Here is a 17,741-nt window from a genome sequence, read left to right as displayed (position 1 = left end):
CCTAATTTTTCCCTCTACCGCTCACGATTCAGCTCTTTTCGTTACTGCTTTCTCCTAATTTTTCCCTCTACCGCTCACGATTCAGCGCTTTCCATTACTACTTCCTCCTATTTTTTTCCTCCACTGCTCAGCATTCAGCTCTTTTCGTTACTACTTCTCCTAGTTTTTTCCTATACCACTCACGATTTAGCGCTTTTCTTTACTGCTTTCTCTTAGTTTTTTCCTCCACCGCTCACGATTCTCCGCTTTTCGTTACTACTTTCCCTTAATTTTTTCCTTTACTGCTCACCAATCATTGCTATCGGTTAAAGTTTCCTCTAATATTCCCCTTAGGGTGGTTCATTGGCAGTAATTGTTAGACTGGCCAAAAAGGCTGACTAGACAGGTTACTAAAAGTACCCTGTAGTCAGCCTCATAAGATATCATCTGCTAAATCGTATATGCTTTTTCTAGTAATCTTTATTTAAATCAGGTCAACCCCAGGGTGGTTACAAACAACCTCTATTTTTCCCCTCATTTAGAAGTGAATTGATCCAAGCTATACCAACCGTATGCAACTTCTTTATATGATTGCCCACCGATTTCAATGTCTTCACTTTCTAACAATTCTCCGTTTAATGCTTCTTCGTAAAATCGCTTTGCCGGATTGTCGGCGAGGACCCAAACTAAAAGTCCATGATATCCTTTTACGTTTAATACTTCTGCAGCCTTTGCAACTAACTTTGTTCCTCCACCCTTTCGTTGGTCATTTTCGTATAAGTAGATAGCGTACAACTCCCCATCGATTTCTGGAAATTTTTCTGTTCGTTCTTTACCAACAGCCGCAAATCCAAAGACTTTATCACCTTCTTCAATCACAAGGACAGTAGTTGGATGGTTTTCGGTAGAGAGAACTCGCTTCCACATTTTTTGTCGGTCCTCCACTTTTAATGAATCCAGATAATCCTCAGTAATTATACCTCTATAAGTTGTTTTCCAGCTTGCTACATGGATATCAGCAATTACTTGGACATCTTTTAATTGAGCAAACCTTATATTCATAGCTACCCCTTCTTTCTCTAAATAGAGTATTCATAAAATAAAATGGAAATACTGTGATTAGGAGGTGTTACTTATGGCGGAACCATATTTGTGTCCTAATTGTAAAACCAACCGATCTCGTTTTAACCGTATTGAACAAATAGCTCAAGCTGTTAAATTGAATCCACAGACTGGTGATGTAATGGAAGAGTATTCAAACGAAAAACTTGATCCTTTTCACCTGCCTTACCGCGGTCCTTCATTAAAAATACAATGTGGTGCATGTGGACTTATTGAAGACGAGCGAATGTTTGTACAGTACGGAAAAAATAATCGTTAATCTTAGTTGTTTTTAACAAGAGAGGGCTATAACCCTCTTTTTTATTTCATATCATTTAATTAAAGTCACGGTTTCCTTTTTCAAAACGAAAATAAACTGTTAAAATACTCTTGTAATAGAAATTATACATAAGTGAGGGAAATAAATGGAGAATTTACAAACAAAACTTGAAAAGTATGCTGAATTAGCTGTAAAAGTCGGTGTCAATATTCAAGAAGGTCAAACTTTAGTGATCAATGCACCACTTGCAGCTACTGATTTTGTTCGACTTGTAGCGAAGAAAGCATATGACGCAGGTGCAAAAAATGTCCATGTTGAATGGAATGATGAAGAACTAACATTGATTAAATATAAGAATGCCCCTGATGAAGCTTTTCATGAGTTTCCGCTTTGGAAAGCAAAGGGATATGAAGAAATGGCCGAAAATGGTGCTGCTTTTATGAGTATCGTCGCTAGTAATCCCGACTTACTGAAAGGTGTAAACCCTGAGCGTATTGCTAATGCGAACAAAGCGTCTGGTCAAGCGATGGATACATTCCGTTCGTATGTTCAATCTGACAAAATCAGCTGGACAGTTATCGCAGCATCTGCACCAGGCTGGGCTCAAAAAGTATTCCCTAATGCTTCTGAAGAAGCAGCAGTTGAAAAACTTTGGAATGCGATTTTCAGCGCAACACGCGTTGAACTAGAAGATCCTGTTTCAGCATGGAAAGAGCATTGCGAAAACCTTACGAGTAAAGTAGAATTCCTGAATAATAAGCGTTTCCAAAAGCTTCACTATACAGCTCCTGGTACTGACTTAACGATTGAACTTCCTGATAAACACTTATGGGCTGGTGCAGGAAGTAACAACGAACAAAATGTATATTTCGTTGCTAACTTACCAACCGAAGAAGTGTTTACCGCTGCGAAAAAAGATGGTGTTAACGGAACAGTATCTAGTACAAAACCATTAAATTATGGTGGAACACTTATTCAGAACTTTTCTTTAACATTCAAAGATGGAAAAGTTATAGAATATTCAGCTGAGGAAGGCTATGAAACATTAAAACGTCTAGTTGAAACTGATGAAGGTTCAGCTTATTTAGGTGAAGTCGCTTTAGTCCCACACGACTCACCAATTTCAAACTCAAATATTATTTTCTACAACACATTATTTGATGAAAATGCATCTAACCACTTAGCTCTAGGAAGTGCCTACGCCTTTAACCTTGAAGGTGGAAAAACAATGTCTAAAGAAGAATTACAAAAGAATGGCTTAAACACAAGTATTACACATGTAGATTTCATGATCGGTTCGGCAGACATGAACATCGATGGAATTACAGCTGACGGTGAGCGTGAGCCATTATTCAGAAATGGAAATTGGGCATTTTAATATAATTCACCAATAGCAAACCAAAAAAGCTACGTCTCCTTATCTAGGCAGGCGTAGCTTTTTTTATGTGTAATTTTTATTTTATATTAACTAGGGGCGTCCAATTGGTGTAAAGTTTTCGTAATACTAAGGGATTTCATTTTGTTATATTCTTTTAACCCGCACTTGTCTATAACGAAACTGGAGAAAGAGTAAATACCTTTTGGCTTTGCACTTCTCTCAATCTCATCAATTAATAACTGTAAATAGTAATTAACAACAAAGACATCTTGGTTAACCACAGGTATGTCGACTATTTTGTATTTCTGACCACTCATATGAAGCAGTTCTAAACTTTTTGTTGCCATACATATACCACCCCATAATTGTTCTATAAATAGAATAACTCATTTCCCTATTACGAACAACATTATTAACAAAAATTTTTAGAAAATTAACTTAAAATTATAGATGGGTTGTAAAATTTTGCTTCTTTGTCAGCGCCTTTACTTTCTCTAATTGAAGTTCAGATATATTTTTAGATTGGTCATACGACTTAAGAATATCATTCAACTGTTCTATCGTTCTTGCCCCAGGGATTGTTGTAGCTACTACTGAAGGCGTTGTTACATAACGGATAGCTATACTTGTGAGACTTTGATTTCCTACTATTCTTTCCGTCTCCGATAATAGTTTTGTTAATTCATCTGACGTATAGTCCAGATAACCATTGGCAATTTTATTTTTCCAATTTGAAGATAATACTCCCTTCGCTAACGGCCCTCTAGATATGACAGAAATATGATGTTTACTTAATAAATCAAACACCTCAACTTCACATCGACGGTCTAGTAAGCTATATTGCATCATAACACTAACAATATTTGATTTTTGGACATACTCACGTATGACATTAGGTCGTATTGATGAAATACCATAATATCGAATGAGACCTTCTTTTTTCAGATCTTCAAATGCTTCAATTGTTTCATCAATTGGATCTTCAATCGTTCCGCCGTGAAGTTGATATAGATCAATGTAGTCCATTTGTAGACGACGAAGACTTTCTTTTACTGCTGTTTTTATGTAGGTTTTGGATGGGTCCCATCGCCAGCCCTCTTTGTCCCTCTCCCAGCGGTTTCCAACTTTTGTTGCAACGATTATTTCATCCCTTTTTCCTTTAACGGCTTTTCCGACAAGCTCCTCGTTTAATCCAAACTCATATAAATCAGCTGTGTCTAAAAAATTCATTCCACCATCTACGGCTCTATGTATGATTTCAATACTTTCCTTTTCATTTTTACCTTTTAATGACATGCAACCAAGACCAACTTCTGAGACAAATAAATCACTCGTTCCTAAACGCCTTTTTAACATGATTTCACCATCCAATTCATCTTTTACTTTAGTTAATCAGATTTAAAGTACGCAATCAAACAAAAAGGGAAGTCACTATTTATAATGATAGTGACTCCCCCTTTTGGTCCAAAGAGCCTAACTTTTGCATATCTTATTTAATAAGAGTGTATTGAGTCGGCAGCATTGAAAATGCTTGTTTTCCGATTAAAAAGCCTGCCATCGCATACGCTTCGAGTTGATCACGAAGTGTTTCTTTTCCATCCTCGATATTAACTACTTTTACCGTGTACGGTTCATATAAGATTTCATCATGAAAAGCCGTTCTTAAATAGTGAACCGATTTCTGTAAGCCATGATTTCCACGATACATCACTTCGTAAAAAGAAATAAACCCGTGCATAACTCCTTTATAACGAATGGTTTCCACTGGCACACCGAAGTCACTTAGTCTTTTGCCGTAAGCTTCTCCTTCATCACGTAATGGATCAAATTCAGCAGTAATAATCAAGGTTGGGGGTAACCCAGTTAAATCTTCAGCTTCCAATGGTGACGTATAAGGATTTGACCACATTTCTGGCTCTGGGGTATATTTATCTCTTGCTAAATACATTACACTTCTTGAAAGTAAGTAATAACCGCTATCATAGACATTTCGAGATGGTAACGCTACATCTTGAAACGTCGTTAACGGGTAATAGAGTACTTGCGCAGTTAATTCTGGACCACCTTCATCTCTTGACATCATCGCCACAACAGTAGCAATATTACCTCCTGCACTATCCCCAGCTACTGCTATTTTACTTACATCCCCATTCCACGCTTCAGCCATATCGTACGCCCATAACAACGCATCATACCCATCTTCAATCGCAGTTGGAAATACATATTTAGGTGCAACCCGATAACCAACCGCTACGACGATACTCTGTGTTCTACCTGCTAATGCACGAACGATATTTTCATGTGTTTCAATACTTCCATAACCTTCTAGGAACGCCCCGCCATGATAATACATTATAATTGGATAAGGTCCTTCCCCTTTTGGCCGATAAACTTTTCCTGTTATTGTAGAACCATCACGTACTGGTATCTCAACATTCTCTCTAACCATTGTACTTCTCCCAGTACTTCCCCTTACAAAGTTCGGTAACTCTATATCGAGTGGCACTAAATTCTCATTTACGGCATGTAAGATTACCGCTGTCTTTACGGGTAATTTCCCTTCCTCTTTAGATGCCCACTGTTCTACAGTTACAAAGACTACAACCGCAAATAAGAGAACAAAAACTGCAATGCCAACTGTAACATTTCTGATTATTCTGAAAAATTTATATATATTATTTTTTATCTTCATCTTGTTCCCCTCATTCCTCTCCCAATAACGAGTGTTCAGAAAACTATCTTAATAAAATTATATCAGGTTTTTTAGATTTTTGTTCATACTTTTACAAAATATTTATGTAATTTTACACAATTTTATACATTTCCGTTTGTTTGACCGAACAAAAAAGAACCGTAGTAAACGATTCTCTTTTGTTACAGGTAGTATTTGTTTTTTTGTTATCAAATATTAGAATGTAAAGGGAAATTTTTGTCTGTCTTACTTAAAATTTATCGTTCTTATTTTACAGGGAGATAGTTATTTTTTCGGTCGTTCATTTTCGTTCCAATGTGATTGGAGAAATTCATCTCTTCCTGATTTTTCACGGTCTTCTTTATAATGTTTAGGGCTCTTTTTATAGTAATCTTGATGATAATCTTCTGCTGGGTAAAACGTCGATGCTTCCAAAATCTCTGTCACGATCGGCTTTGAGAACTTCTGACTCTGCTCCAGCTTATCTCTAGAGGCTAGTGCTTCTTCCTTTTGTTCTTGAGTATGATAAAAAATAGCTGTACGGTATTGTGGACCTCGATCATGAAACTGCCCTTCTGCATCAGTAGGATCTACTTGTTGCCAGTAAATTTCAAGAAGCTTCGAATAAGGAAAAAGCGCTGGATTAAATGTAATCTGAACAACCTCGTAATGGCCAGTTGTTCCAGTTTTAATCTGTTCGTATGATGGATTTTCTACGTGTCCTCCCATGTATCCTGATACGACTTTCTCTATTCCTTCAAATTCATCGAATGGCTTGACCATGCACCAGAAGCACCCGCCAGCAAAAGTTGCATGTTGCAATGTATTGTCAATATGTAAAGTCATTAACTAGACCTCCCCATAAGTTTAGTGAATTTATCGTACTCTTTTATCATTTGAAATGCAAAAAAAACAGTCTTATGGTTGATGTGTAAAGAAAAATTGACTTAAATTCTCATGAATTTTAACGGAACTACATGGAATTTTAGATCACTCGACAAAATAAAAAACTATCGCTTCACCGCGATAGTCTGTAAAATTTATGAGCCTATTTATTTTATTTTTTTAAACAATTAGTGGTTAGTGTGATATGGGTCTTTTGCATCGGCATCAGACATTTTCATAAACATCATAGACATTACAATACTGATTATCATTACTAAAGCACCGAAACTAAGAATTGCTACTAATGCTACTGCGCTCATTTAAGTCACCCCTATTATAAATCTTAATACGTTATTTACTATATATATAGTAACATATATATCGGCTCTAATTATGGCGAAACTGTGACAATTAGCTGTAAGAATAAACCACTGAGACTTTAGCACGTATAATCACATCTTGTGTGGTGATTGGTGGCGTGGCTGGATAAGTTGCAGCTAAGACCATTCCTTCAGGTTGAAAAACCGAAACAGGTTCGTCACTGATTTCCGTAATCGTAATTGGAGGCTGAAGTAACGTAACCCCCATTTGTTCAGCAATATGATTCGCTTTTTGTGTACTACTTTGGGTAGCAATGGACAAAGCTTGCAGATAATATTCCTGTGGATTTGATAGCTTAAACTGTAATCCTTGAATAACATTAGCACCGACTTCTGCGCTTGTGCTTAACACTTCACCAACCTGATTTATATCTGTTATCGTAATATCGAATAAGTGTTCCACCTCATATCCCCTAAGAATACTTTTACCTTCAATAAAATCGTAAATGGGTCTCACGTTATATGTCCTTGTTTCTATTCTTTCTCTCGGTATACCTAAGTTTTCTAAGTTTTGTATGATGTTATTAGCAATTCGTGCATTTTCCTGAATGGCTTCATTTGGATGTTCTCTTTCCGTTCGCACACCTAATGTAACTTGAACAATATCTGGAGTAGCAGCTACTTTCCCTTCACCAATAACGGTAAGACGAAATCGATTTCCGTCTGTACTGCGAATCGGTTGACGATAATACATGCTCATTCCCCCCTAGTTGTTTTAAAAAGCTTTTAATTGAGTATATGGGATGAACCGACCTTTTATCGTGTTACTTTTATGAAAATATAAAAATTCATTGCTAAAAAACTAAATGAAGTTGATTTTCAGAGTGTCGTGTATTTTTCGCAGTTATGGTGAAACTACTACCGTAACCTTAAAGGAGGAGATTTTGCTATGAAAAAACGCCGTCCTCAAGAAGACAAGGCATTGACGAACAACCAAACACCAACTGAATCGATGTTTAACGAAGAAACATCAAGTGAATTGGTCGACCAACCGAAGAAAAGAAAGAAAAGACAAAAGTAACAGCTTACCATGCTGTTACTTTTTCAATGCTAAAACAATTTGATTTATTTTCTTCTTTCACTAAATCATCCAATATCTATAACAAAAAAAGACCGAATATAGATCGGCCTTTAATTTAAGCTTGAACGAACTCAATTTCTTCTTTCGTTCGGCTGTATTTAATTTTTACACCCTGACCATCAAAATACCACATATCTTCTTTTTCAATAAAAAAAATCGTTCCTTCCATATCAACCTCAATCGCAGCATCTTTCGGCTCTTCTTTCATAATCCCTAACGAAAAACCTTGTTGGAAGCTTCCACATCCTCCGTAACGGACAAAAATTCTCATATATTCTGTGCCTTCTAAGTTAAATTCATCTTTAAACCATTGATACGCTGGTTTTGTTACTTCAATATTCAATCCAAAACACTCCTAACGTCTCGTTGTACTACTCTGTTTTGCTATTTTTACTATAACACATTTTATAGAAACATTCTTGTTCCAAACATTGAAAAATAGGAATAGGAAAAGCTTGCCTCATCATAAAGTTTAACACAACTAGTACTAAAATATTTCATTGTAGGAGGGGGATGCATGGGTATATTCTTTCAAAACCTTTCACGAAAACATATGACCTTCCAAGAAGTGTTTCAATATATATGTTCATTTATGGAGAAGGAGCCCGCTTCAGCCTATCGTTTAATCATTGGAACCGACTCACAAGTACATGCCAAATATACGAGATTTGTCACTGGAATTGTTATTCGACGTGAAGGAAAGGGTGCTTGGGGATGCATAAGAAAATTTGACGTCCCCACCCGAATTGAATGTCTGCATTCAAAAATATCTATAGAGACAACGTTAACTGAACAAATTGCCCAATTATTTACACCCCAGCGAAAAAAGCAAATGATCAATATCATTCTCCCGCACATTAAAGAAGGCAGTTCCCTAACGATCGAAGGCCATATTGATGTTGGACAGGGGGCAAGAAATAAAACAAAAGTTTATGTCGAAGAAATGGTCAAACGGATTGAAGAACATGGCATGAAACCCTTTATTAAACCTCAATCTTTCGTAGCTTCTTCCTATGCAAACCGTTACACAAAGTAAGGTTCCGTAAAGAAGATTCGCAATTTGGCGAGCCAATAGCTGAAGATTATGCGTAATTTCACTTATAACTAATTCCTAAGTTGGTTTACTACGTCGAGTGTACTTCTTTGCTTACAATTATGTATTTAACGTATAAAAATAGGCTTGGTTTACTTTTGCCTTAGTGAAACTTTCTTTGCCGTAGTGAATAATATACATTAACACTAGGGGAAAAAAGGTGATGAAAATGGGGAAAAATAAGAAAGTCGTTCAGTACGCCCATTTATTGCACAAGCTTAAAGTGATTACTGCAAAACAGAGAGACGACATGATTAGAAAGAATACCAGACAACTCCAACCATAATTGCACAGATGCATTTACCACATATAACCATAAGTTTCTTTAAAAAGCTGCAACCTGATTAAAATTAAGGTTGGCAGCTTTTGTTTGATTTAGATTAAATAAGGCAACAAGGTCAGGCATATGACTATGGTATACTACATTAACTTTCATGTTTTTGAAGTTAAAACATACGTATAAGAAGAGTGCCAAATTTCCGGCTCTCCTTTGCCAACATTTTAGCAATGAAAAAGGAGGAAAAGAAATGACAACGAAAGGTACTCATGCAACACCTGATTTACTTCATGCAGTGTTTGACACGATCGATGAAGGAATCCATGTTGTAGATTTAAATGGGAAAACTATTTACTATAATAAGGTGGCTGCTCAATTAGATGGTGTTGATGCAAGCGAAGTCATTCATAAACATGTCCTCGATGTTTTTCCTTCATTGACTGAAGAAACAAGTACGTTGCTTCAAGTCATAAAACACGGCTCACCTATCTATTATCAAAAACAGCGGTTTGCTAATGTTCGTGGCGTTCTTATTGATACGGTTAATACGACGATGCCGATCTACCAAAACAATGAAATGGTTGGCGCTGTTGAGATTTCTAAAAACCTTTCGGAAATCAAGAAGCTTTCCGAGAAGCTAGTTGAATTGCAAGAAAAAGTCATTCGGAATGGAACTCCAGCCAAAAAAGGTAGTTCTACTTGGAATGCAAGGTTTGATTTCGAGGATATCATCACTCAAAATGAAACGCTAAAAAAGCTCATACAAACGGCAACCAAAGCATCTAAGACTACTTCACCGATTTTAATCTATGGTGAAACAGGAACGGGAAAAGAACTGTTTGTGCAGTCAATTCATAATACTTCACAAAGAAAAACTGGCCCGTTCATCGCGCAAAATTGCGCAGCGATCCCTGATAGTCTTCTGGAGAGTATTTTGTTCGGCACTTCTAAAGGCAGTTTTACAGGTGCTGCCGAACGCCCAGGTTTGTTCGAATTGGCCCATAATGGCACTTTGTTTCTTGATGAAATTAACTCGATGCCGATTGATTTACAAGCCAAGTTACTACGAGTGATTGAAGATGGAATTGTTCGAAGAGTTGGCGGCACAAGGGGAATTCAATGTGACGTCCGCATCATTACAGCGATGAATGAACATCCAACGACTTGTGTAAAAACAGAAAAACTACGCCAAGATTTATTTTACCGAATTAGTGTTGTTACGCTTCATATTCCACCGTTGCGTGAAAGAAAAGATGATATTACACTATTATCCAAACATTTTTTAAAGAAGTATAATGACCGTTTTCATAAGTCTGTTAAAAATCTAGATCACAATGTTCAAGCCTTCTTCCAACGTTACAATTGGCCTGGTAATGTCCGCGAATTAGAACATGCCATCGAATCCGCTATGAATATTACAGATGAGAATACAGTGACGAAAGACCATCTACCAAACCATTTATTTCACACCTCTTATCCAATCCAAAATGAACCTATATCCTTTCGGAAAGAAGTAGATAAATTCGAAAAAGACTTAATTGAAAGTGCACTTCATAGATACAACAAGAATATACTAAAAGCGGCGAATTTTTTAAACATTCCAAGACAGACCCTTCAGTATAAAATGAAAAAGTATAACTTATCTAAGTGACAACTGACGATTTTTCGGCATTACCATTTATTATTTTTAGCGTCCTCCCCTTTCTTTCGCACCTTTATAATTTGGCACAATAATTGCAATTGTTATGGTAAGAAGCTAGGAGGGATGATTATGAATTTTAATTTATATAAACCGAAAAAACATTGGAAAGAAATTGAACTTTGGAAAGATGTAAGTGATAATGAGTGGAATGATTGGTTATGGCAACTTACCCATACAATCCGGACATTAGATGATTTAAAAAAAGTCATTAACTTAACTCCTGAAGAAGAAGAGGGTGTTAAGATTTCAACGAAAACAATTCCTTTAAATATTACACCGTACTATGCCTCACTCATGAACCCTGATGACCCACGATGCCCAATTCGTATGCAATCAGTACCGATATCAAAAGAAATTGAAAAAGCAAAGTATGATTTAGAAGATCCTTTGTCAGAAGACGAAGATTCACCAGTGCCAGGACTGACTCACCGCTATCCTGATCGAGTTTTATTTCTCGTTACGAATCAGTGCTCGATGTATTGCCGTTATTGTACACGACGCAGATTCTCAGGGCAAATTGGTATGGGTGTTCCGAAAAAGCAATTAGATGGAGCTATTGAGTATATTCGTAATACTCCACAAGTTCGAGATGTTTTAATCTCAGGGGGAGACGGTCTCCTTGTTAATGATCAAATCTTAGAATATATACTAAAAAATTTACGTGCGATCCCACATGTAGAGATCATTCGAATTGGGACTCGTGCACCTGTTGTATTTCCACAGCGAATTACTGAAAACTTATGTAATATCTTAAAGAAATATCATCCTGTTTGGTTGAATACTCACTTTAACACTTCATTTGAAATTACTGAAGAATCGAAACGGGCTTGTGAAATGCTTGTCAATGCTGGTGTTCCTGTTGGAAATCAAGCTGTTATTCTATCAGGAATTAATGATAGTGCACATATTATGAAAAAGTTAATGCATGACTTAGTTAAAATTCGTGTCCGTCCGTATTATATTTACCAATGTGACTTATCAGAAGGAATTGGTCATTTCCGTGCTCCAGTTTCTAAAGGGTTAGAAATTATAGAAGCCTTACGTGGACATACAAGTGGCTATGCAGTACCAACCTTCGTCGTCGATGCTCCAGGTGGTGGCGGAAAGATTGCCTTACAACCGAATTATTTAATTTCTCAATCCGCCAATAAAATAGTTCTTCGCAATTTTGAAGGCGTTATAACGACCTATCCAGAACCAGAAAATTACAATCCAGGAAAAGCGGATGATTATTTTGCTCAATATTATGGAATAACTGGTAATGAACGTTCGATCGGCATTCATTCCTTGATGAAAGACGAACAAACAACGCTTATGCCAGAAGGGCTCCAGCGTATTGACCGTCGTAAAAATTATGAAAGTGATGAAAGTCATCAAACGTTAAAAGACCGTCGCCAAAAGCGAGATGAAATGAAAGAGAAAAAATGGCTGGCAGAACAGAAAAAAATGATACAAAGTGAGAGTAAAAATAAAAAGGAGGAGAAATAGCGTATGATGAACTGTGAATGGTGTCAATCAAAAAATACAATTCAAACTACAAAAGAAGCCTATTGGGAGTTACCAGACGGATTAAAAGCGATACAAATTCATGATATCCCGTCTATACACTGTCAATCCTGCGGCATGAACTATATTGAAGAGTCATTGGTTCAAGACATTGAAGACCATTTATTTCTAATTCATACCCAGGACCTCCCGCACTCCATTGGTTACAATTCACTTATGAATCAACCACGGGTACTGAAGAAAAATTATTTTAGAATGTAAAAAAGACGTAAGCATCTGATAGCGATATCACTTTCTACTTGGTCAGCTATAGTCCATTCATTACCGGCAACCGAAAAGTCCTCGAGCTGAGGTTGCCCAGCTAAAGGTCACCCGAAAAATTTTATATCTTTTCTATTAAAAGAGCTGACTCTAAATACTAGGAGTCAGCTCTTTTACTTTTTTCGTTAAGTTGCTTTGACCAAATACACATATCTTCAAAGCCGGTGCTTATGATGCAATTATTTACTAATTTCCCTCCATAATTATAGCCTAAACGTTTAATAGTCACGTTCATTCCTGGTGACATTGCTCGGGTTAATGAATACGCGCAATACACTCCTCGATTGAACAACTCCTGCTCTAACCTAGTTATGATGTGTAATAGGAACTGCTTTCCACGATAATCAGGATCAGTGGCACAATCCGTAATTTCGGCACTTTTATACTCATTAATCATCGCCGAGGCTGCACTCACTATTTTATTTTGATCTTTGATAACAACAAAAAAGTAATCATCCGTCATCATTTTTCTTATATAGTCCTCATCAAAAATCATAGTTGGATATCTTTCGAAAACCTTTTTATATAATTCAACAAGCCCTTTTACATCATTATGACTAGCTAATTGCAGTGAATATCGATCTTCTAATGGTGATAATCCCATAAGATTTTTTGTTTGTTGAACCGTACTCATAATGTTAGCCTGCTTTTCCACCTGCTTTGAAGTTTTTCGTTCTTTTCCTTTATATTGACATACAATATAACTATTAAATCCATAAAAAAAACTTGGAATCTCCCCTTCTAACTCATAGCCTTGTTGGACGAAATGATCAACATATTCTTTCGTCACATACACTATAGTTTTTGAAGGTTGGTGCTGTTGTTGCAACTGAACAAGCTGAACTAGTTCTTCTTCCCTTGCAAGCGGAAAATAGGCAACGATCCTATCATTATATAAATCTACTTCTATTTGATTTTTCATTTAATCACCTACTAGACTCACTGTCGCTAGCGAACCTTTATTTTTATTTTTCATCGTTCACTCCACACCAATCAATTAATGTGAGTGCGATAATTTCAGCGACTTCAAATATTCTCTCAAGCTCAATATATTCATTAGGAAAATGAGCAATCTCAGTTGTACCTGGTCCGAAAACAATAACTGGTATTCCGCCTAACTTTTCTAATAACCCTCCATCTGTTCCCCAAGGGGAAGCTTCAATTTTAGGATCAGTCTGTTTCACTTGTTCAAACTTCGACCGAAGGATCCCCATTAATGGATGCTCTTCATCTATGGTGCCAGGTACCCATCTTGCACCGAACCAATCCAGTCCAACTGGCTTTTCCTTAAACCAAGGGTCTATTTTCTCAAGGTTTTTCAAGCAAAGTCTCAGTTCTTCTTGCGCCTGTCGCATTTCCTCATCTGGAGCTACACCGATCCTTCCCTCTATTATGACCTCATCAGCTACTGAGGATGGCCAATCACCGCCTTTAATAACACCTAAATTAATTGGAATTGGTATTGGTGTATTTTCATAGAGTGGATCAACTATTCTCGCATTGCGGACTTTTTCTAAGTTCTGTAGTTCCTGAATAACGATCATTGACTTTTCAATCGCACTAACTCCTTCATAACGAGTCCCGCCATGTGCGGAACGGCCTTTTACAGTCAGGCGAAACCACATGGAACCTTGTTGTCTTGGAAAGATCTTCATATTAGTAGGCTCTGGAATAATAGCAGCATCTGCTTTATAGCCTCGTAGTAAGGTTCCCAACGTACCAGCGCCGCCACTTTCTTCTTCTATCACACTTTGAAAAATGACATCACCATCTAATTGAATTCCAAGTTCTTTCAAGGCTTGAATAGCTAATAACAGCGAAACGGTTCCACCTTTCATATCAGTCGTACCGCGCCCATACATTTTTCCACCTTCTATTTTGCCACTGTAGGGGTCATCCGTCCATTGTGTTACATCGCCTTCAGGTACAACGTCAATATGGCCATTTAAAATGATCGATTTCCCTTTGCCAATTCCTCTTTTCACTCCAACGACATTAGGACTTTTCAAGAAGCTCTTTCTCGTTGAACAAAAATACGGATGAGTAAAAATATCTCCTGATACTTCCCATTCGTCAATTTCTAGGTCAAGCTTCTGTAAATGGTTGATAATGACTTGTTGAGCTTCATACTCATTCGTTTGTATACTTCGGTTCCTAACAAGCTTTTGTAAAAGTTCAATTCCGACGACTCTATTTTCGTTGATCCATGAGTGAATGAGTGATTGATAATCTTTATTCATCGTTTGATCCCTCCTTAAACGAATTAGAGTTTCATAAAATCAGTTGGTATTGTTAATGGACACCCGGTATTTTCGATAACTTCATCTATTGAATAATTACCCAGTGTTTCTTGTAAAATTAAACCTGAAGGGGTGACCTCAATTACAGCCCTCTCCGTAATAATTAAACGGACACAACGTGAAGCCGTTAATGGAAGTTTGCACTCTTTTACAATTTTCGGATTTCCTAGATTATCTGTGTGACTTAATAGAACAACTAGTTTTTTTGCATTAACAGCTAAATCCATGGCTCCACCCATACCTGGCACACGTTTACCTGGAACTATCCAATTGGCTAAATCACCACGTTCACTTACTTCTAATCCTCCTAAAACTGTCATATCCAGCATTTGTTTACGGACGATAGCAAAAGCTGTTGCACTATCAAAATATACCCCGCCTTTACGTAAGGTAATCGGAAATCCTCCTGCATTACATAAGTTCTCATCCTCTGCTCCTGCAATCGGCTTACTCCCTGCACCTAGAATTCCATTTTCAGCATGGAACATGACATTCCATTCATTAGGTATATAGTCCGCAACCAGGGTAGGGATTCCAATTCCTAAGTTCACACACATGCCTGGAGTAATTTCTTTGGCTGCACGCTTTGCCATTCGAACACGCTCTTCTACTCCCAAACCCATTTCCAGTTCACCCCTTCACTTTCAACGATAACGTCTACAAACACTCCAGGTGTAACAATAAGATCTGGGTCAAGACTGCCTGCAGGAACAATCTCTTCCACTTCAGCGATTGTTACATCGCCAGCCATTGCCATAAGTGGGTTCATATTTCTTGCTGTCTTATCATAAATAAGATTGCCGAGTGTATCCGCTTTCTTCGCATATATAAAAGATACATCAGCTGTAAGCGGACGTTCCAAATAAAAAAGTTTGTTATCGATCTTTACCGTATTTTTGCTAGAACTATTGTATGACTGAAGACCGCTGTCGACTAGAATGCCCCTAAGACCGACTCCACCTGCACGAACACGTTCAGCAAACGTTCCTTGAGGAACAAATTCGATTTCTAATTTATTTTCATTCATTAGTCTTCCAGCTACTGGATTGGAACCAATATGGGTTGTAATCATTTTAGCTGCTTTATGATGACATACTAGTCTACCAATCCCTATACCAGGGAAGCCAGCATCATTACTAATTATCGTTAACGAGTCAATATCACTATGAAGAAGCACATCAATCGTCGTAGGCGGAGTGCCTACACCACCAAAGCCACCAATCATAATCGTACTTGAACTCCTTACATAATCGAGTATGTTTTCTTTGGACCGTACTTTCTGATGTGACATCGGATTAACTCCTTTCTAGTTGTGACAAAGTCTGTTCAGTCATCATTAATGTTTTGGCAAGACGCTCCACAAGCACATCAATTTCTTTTGGTGTAATGGTTAATGGAGGTGCAATTAATATTCCATTATTATCTAAGCCGTTATCACCCGAAGCTGCAGGATATAACAGCAACCCTGATTCTAGTGCGTGATCAACTACTCGTTGACTGATATTCCAATGTCGTGGAAACGACTTCTTCTGACGGATATTCTCTACGAACTCAACCCCAATAAGTAATCCTTTTCCGCGAATATCACCAATGAACGGGAATCGTTTCGCTATCGGCGTCAACTTTTTCATTAGTAATTCACCCTTAGCTTCCACCTCATTTATCAATTTGTTTTTTAATGTATAGCGAATGACAGCTAATGCTGTTGCACACGATTGTGGATTGGCACTAAATGTATGGCCGCTCATAATCACTTTTGTGCCCTCTTCAATCGGTTTCATCACTTCATCTGAAATAAGCGTTGCTGCAATCGGTGCGTACCCGCCACTCAGTCCTTTGCCAATGGTCATAATATCAGGTGTTACGCCCCAATGCTCGATAGCAAACATCTTTCCTGTTCTGCCCATTCCTGTCATGACTTCATCTGCGATAAATAAAATATTATAACGCTTGCAAATTTCTTTTATTTTTTGATAGTATCCGTCGGGTGGTGATATGGCTCCACCCGCAGCACCGATTACCGGTTCTGCCACAAACGCTGCAATGTACTTGGCACCTAGCCTCTCGATGATCTCTTCTAATTCTTCTGCACATTTTAAATGACATTTTGGATAATTAGAGTGGAATGGACAGCGATAACAATAAGGAGGTGATAAGGAAGGATAGTTTTCAAGTAATAGTTCGAATCTCTCGCGCCTTGTAATAAAACCAGATAATGATAAAGCACCAATTGTTATCCCATGGTAGCTTAACCGCCTTGAAATAAATAATTGCTTCTCTGGCTGCTGTTTTTCTTGCCAATGTTGAAGGGCAACTTTCATTGCCGTCTCGATTGCTTCTGTACCGCTATTGACGAAAAAAGTCCAATTGAGTGCACCTGGCGATAACTCACTTAATTGCTTCGCTAGTTGTTCTGCTGGTTCGTTTGAAAACTGTGAACGATACACAAAAGAAACTTTCTGACTCTGATCATGCATCGCTTCAATAATCTCATGAACGCCATGACCAATATTAGCTGTTACAGCTCCTGAGGACCCGTCTAGATATTCTTTTCCATTTTTGTCATATAAAAAAACCCCTTTACCATACTGAATAATGGGATAGTTTTTAGTAAGGAACGGTTGAATTAAATATCGTCTCCCCATGGCTTTCCTCCTATATGACTAGTTAACTGCAGTCGGAATGCTTTGAAAATATGTTCGTTGCTATAGTTTATTCACGATCAGGACTGTCAATGCCATTGAAAAAGAGTTGCTCCTCGATACC

Annotated in this window: 20 protein-coding genes; 7 read left to right on the top strand and 13 right to left on the bottom strand. The window is 37.5% G+C overall.

Translation table 11 applies throughout. The annotated features are described in order from the left end of the window. Positions 1 to 513: 513 nt before the first annotated feature. The gene (locus AC2VNP_RS19255) at positions 514 to 1,041 is read right to left on the bottom strand and encodes a GNAT family N-acetyltransferase (protein WP_486918869.1); all 528 of its coding nucleotides are present in this window, start codon (positions 1,039 to 1,041) and stop codon (positions 514 to 516) included. 73 nt (positions 1,042 to 1,114) lie between these two features. Here AC2VNP_RS19255 and AC2VNP_RS19250 point away from each other — a divergent pair, with 73 nt between their 5' ends. Next, positions 1,115 to 1,360: a DNA alkylation repair protein gene (locus tag AC2VNP_RS19250; RefSeq protein ID WP_486918868.1), complete on the top strand. Its 246-nt coding sequence runs from the start codon at positions 1,115 to 1,117 to the stop codon at positions 1,358 to 1,360. A gap of 145 nt (positions 1,361 to 1,505) precedes the next feature. Then, positions 1,506 to 2,738: an aminopeptidase gene (locus tag AC2VNP_RS19245; protein WP_486918867.1), complete on the top strand. Its 1,233-nt coding sequence runs from the start codon at positions 1,506 to 1,508 to the stop codon at positions 2,736 to 2,738. Positions 2,739 to 2,824: 86 nt separating this feature from the next. On the opposite strand, the gene AC2VNP_RS19240 is transcribed toward AC2VNP_RS19245, so the two are convergent. The 6 genes from AC2VNP_RS19240 to AC2VNP_RS19215 form a co-directional block, all read right to left on the bottom strand. Continuing rightward, on the bottom strand, positions 2,825 to 3,085 hold the full coding sequence (locus AC2VNP_RS19240) for a DUF2535 family protein (protein WP_486918866.1): 261 nt from the start codon (positions 3,083 to 3,085) through the stop codon (positions 2,825 to 2,827). A gap of 97 nt (positions 3,086 to 3,182) precedes the next feature. Then, on the bottom strand, positions 3,183 to 4,094 hold the full coding sequence (locus AC2VNP_RS19235; protein WP_486918865.1) for an aldo/keto reductase: 912 nt from the start codon (positions 4,092 to 4,094) through the stop codon (positions 3,183 to 3,185). Positions 4,095 to 4,227: 133 nt separating this feature from the next. Next, positions 4,228 to 5,430, bottom strand: a complete 1,203-nt coding sequence (locus AC2VNP_RS19230) for an alpha/beta hydrolase (RefSeq protein WP_486918864.1) — start codon at positions 5,428 to 5,430, stop codon at positions 4,228 to 4,230. 285 nt (positions 5,431 to 5,715) lie between these two features. Beyond that, positions 5,716 to 6,276 carry a peptide-methionine (S)-S-oxide reductase MsrA gene (msrA, locus tag AC2VNP_RS19225; protein WP_486918863.1) on the bottom strand — a complete coding sequence of 187 codons (561 nt, stop codon included), beginning with the start codon at positions 6,274 to 6,276 and terminating at the stop codon, positions 5,716 to 5,718. 227 nt (positions 6,277 to 6,503) lie between these two features. Then, on the bottom strand, positions 6,504 to 6,635 hold the full coding sequence (locus AC2VNP_RS19220) for a hypothetical protein (RefSeq protein WP_486918862.1): 132 nt from the start codon (positions 6,633 to 6,635) through the stop codon (positions 6,504 to 6,506). Between the two features lie 91 nt (positions 6,636 to 6,726). After that, entirely contained in the window at positions 6,727 to 7,389 is a 663-nt protein-coding gene (locus AC2VNP_RS19215; protein WP_486918861.1) for an SIMPL domain-containing protein, read from the bottom strand. 195 nt (positions 7,390 to 7,584) lie between these two features. Here AC2VNP_RS19215 and AC2VNP_RS19210 point away from each other — a divergent pair, with 195 nt between their 5' ends. After that, positions 7,585 to 7,716, top strand: coding sequence for a hypothetical protein (locus AC2VNP_RS19210; RefSeq protein WP_486918860.1), 132 nt, complete (start codon positions 7,585 to 7,587; stop codon positions 7,714 to 7,716). A gap of 115 nt (positions 7,717 to 7,831) precedes the next feature. On the opposite strand, the gene AC2VNP_RS19205 is transcribed toward AC2VNP_RS19210, so the two are convergent. After that, positions 7,832 to 8,119 (bottom strand): HesB/YadR/YfhF family protein, encoded by a 288-nt coding sequence (locus tag AC2VNP_RS19205; RefSeq protein WP_486918859.1) that lies wholly within the window; start codon positions 8,117 to 8,119, stop codon positions 7,832 to 7,834. A 174-nt stretch (positions 8,120 to 8,293) separates the two neighbouring features. On the opposite strand from AC2VNP_RS19205, the gene AC2VNP_RS19200 reads away from it, so the two are divergent. The 4 genes from AC2VNP_RS19200 (at position 8,294) to AC2VNP_RS19185 (ending at position 12,615) form a co-directional block, all read left to right on the top strand. Further along, positions 8,294 to 8,812: a ribonuclease H-like YkuK family protein gene (locus tag AC2VNP_RS19200; protein ID WP_486918858.1), complete on the top strand. Its 519-nt coding sequence runs from the start codon at positions 8,294 to 8,296 to the stop codon at positions 8,810 to 8,812. A gap of 584 nt (positions 8,813 to 9,396) precedes the next feature. Continuing rightward, a complete protein-coding gene (locus AC2VNP_RS19195) occupies positions 9,397 to 10,797 on the top strand; it encodes a sigma-54 interaction domain-containing protein (RefSeq protein WP_486918857.1) in 1,401 nt (466 codons plus the stop codon). A gap of 120 nt (positions 10,798 to 10,917) precedes the next feature. Then, on the top strand, positions 10,918 to 12,336 hold the full coding sequence (gene kamA / locus AC2VNP_RS19190; protein WP_486918856.1) for a lysine 2,3-aminomutase: 1,419 nt from the start codon (positions 10,918 to 10,920) through the stop codon (positions 12,334 to 12,336). A gap of 6 nt (positions 12,337 to 12,342) precedes the next feature. After that, positions 12,343 to 12,615: a YokU family protein gene (locus AC2VNP_RS19185; RefSeq protein WP_486918893.1), complete on the top strand. Its 273-nt coding sequence runs from the start codon at positions 12,343 to 12,345 to the stop codon at positions 12,613 to 12,615. 157 nt (positions 12,616 to 12,772) lie between these two features. On the opposite strand, the gene ablB is transcribed toward AC2VNP_RS19185, so the two are convergent. The 5 genes from ablB to AC2VNP_RS19160 are packed head-to-tail and all read right to left on the bottom strand — an operon-like array spanning position 12,773 to position 17,620. Further along, entirely contained in the window at positions 12,773 to 13,597 is an 825-nt protein-coding gene (gene ablB, locus AC2VNP_RS19180; protein WP_486918855.1) for a putative beta-lysine N-acetyltransferase, read from the bottom strand. A 43-nt stretch (positions 13,598 to 13,640) separates the two neighbouring features. Then, entirely contained in the window at positions 13,641 to 14,915 is a 1,275-nt protein-coding gene (locus AC2VNP_RS19175) for a peptidase (protein ID WP_486918854.1), read from the bottom strand. Between the two features lie 23 nt (positions 14,916 to 14,938). Beyond that, the gene (locus AC2VNP_RS19170) at positions 14,939 to 15,598 is read right to left on the bottom strand and encodes a 3-oxoacid CoA-transferase subunit B (protein ID WP_486918853.1); all 660 of its coding nucleotides are present in this window, start codon (positions 15,596 to 15,598) and stop codon (positions 14,939 to 14,941) included. Continuing rightward, positions 15,583 to 16,266 (bottom strand): CoA transferase subunit A, encoded by a 684-nt coding sequence (locus tag AC2VNP_RS19165; protein WP_486918852.1) that lies wholly within the window; start codon positions 16,264 to 16,266, stop codon positions 15,583 to 15,585. Before AC2VNP_RS19165 ends, AC2VNP_RS19170 begins: the two co-directional genes overlap by 16 nt. Before the next feature lie 4 nt (positions 16,267 to 16,270). Next, positions 16,271 to 17,620 carry an aspartate aminotransferase family protein gene (locus tag AC2VNP_RS19160; RefSeq protein WP_486918851.1) on the bottom strand — a complete coding sequence of 450 codons (1,350 nt, stop codon included), beginning with the start codon at positions 17,618 to 17,620 and terminating at the stop codon, positions 16,271 to 16,273. Between the last annotated feature and the right edge of the window lie 121 nt (positions 17,621 to 17,741).

The sequence above is a fragment of the Alkalihalobacterium sp. TH-98 genome, from assembly GCF_057473385.1.
This window is presented reverse-complemented; position numbering and strand designations above follow the sequence as displayed.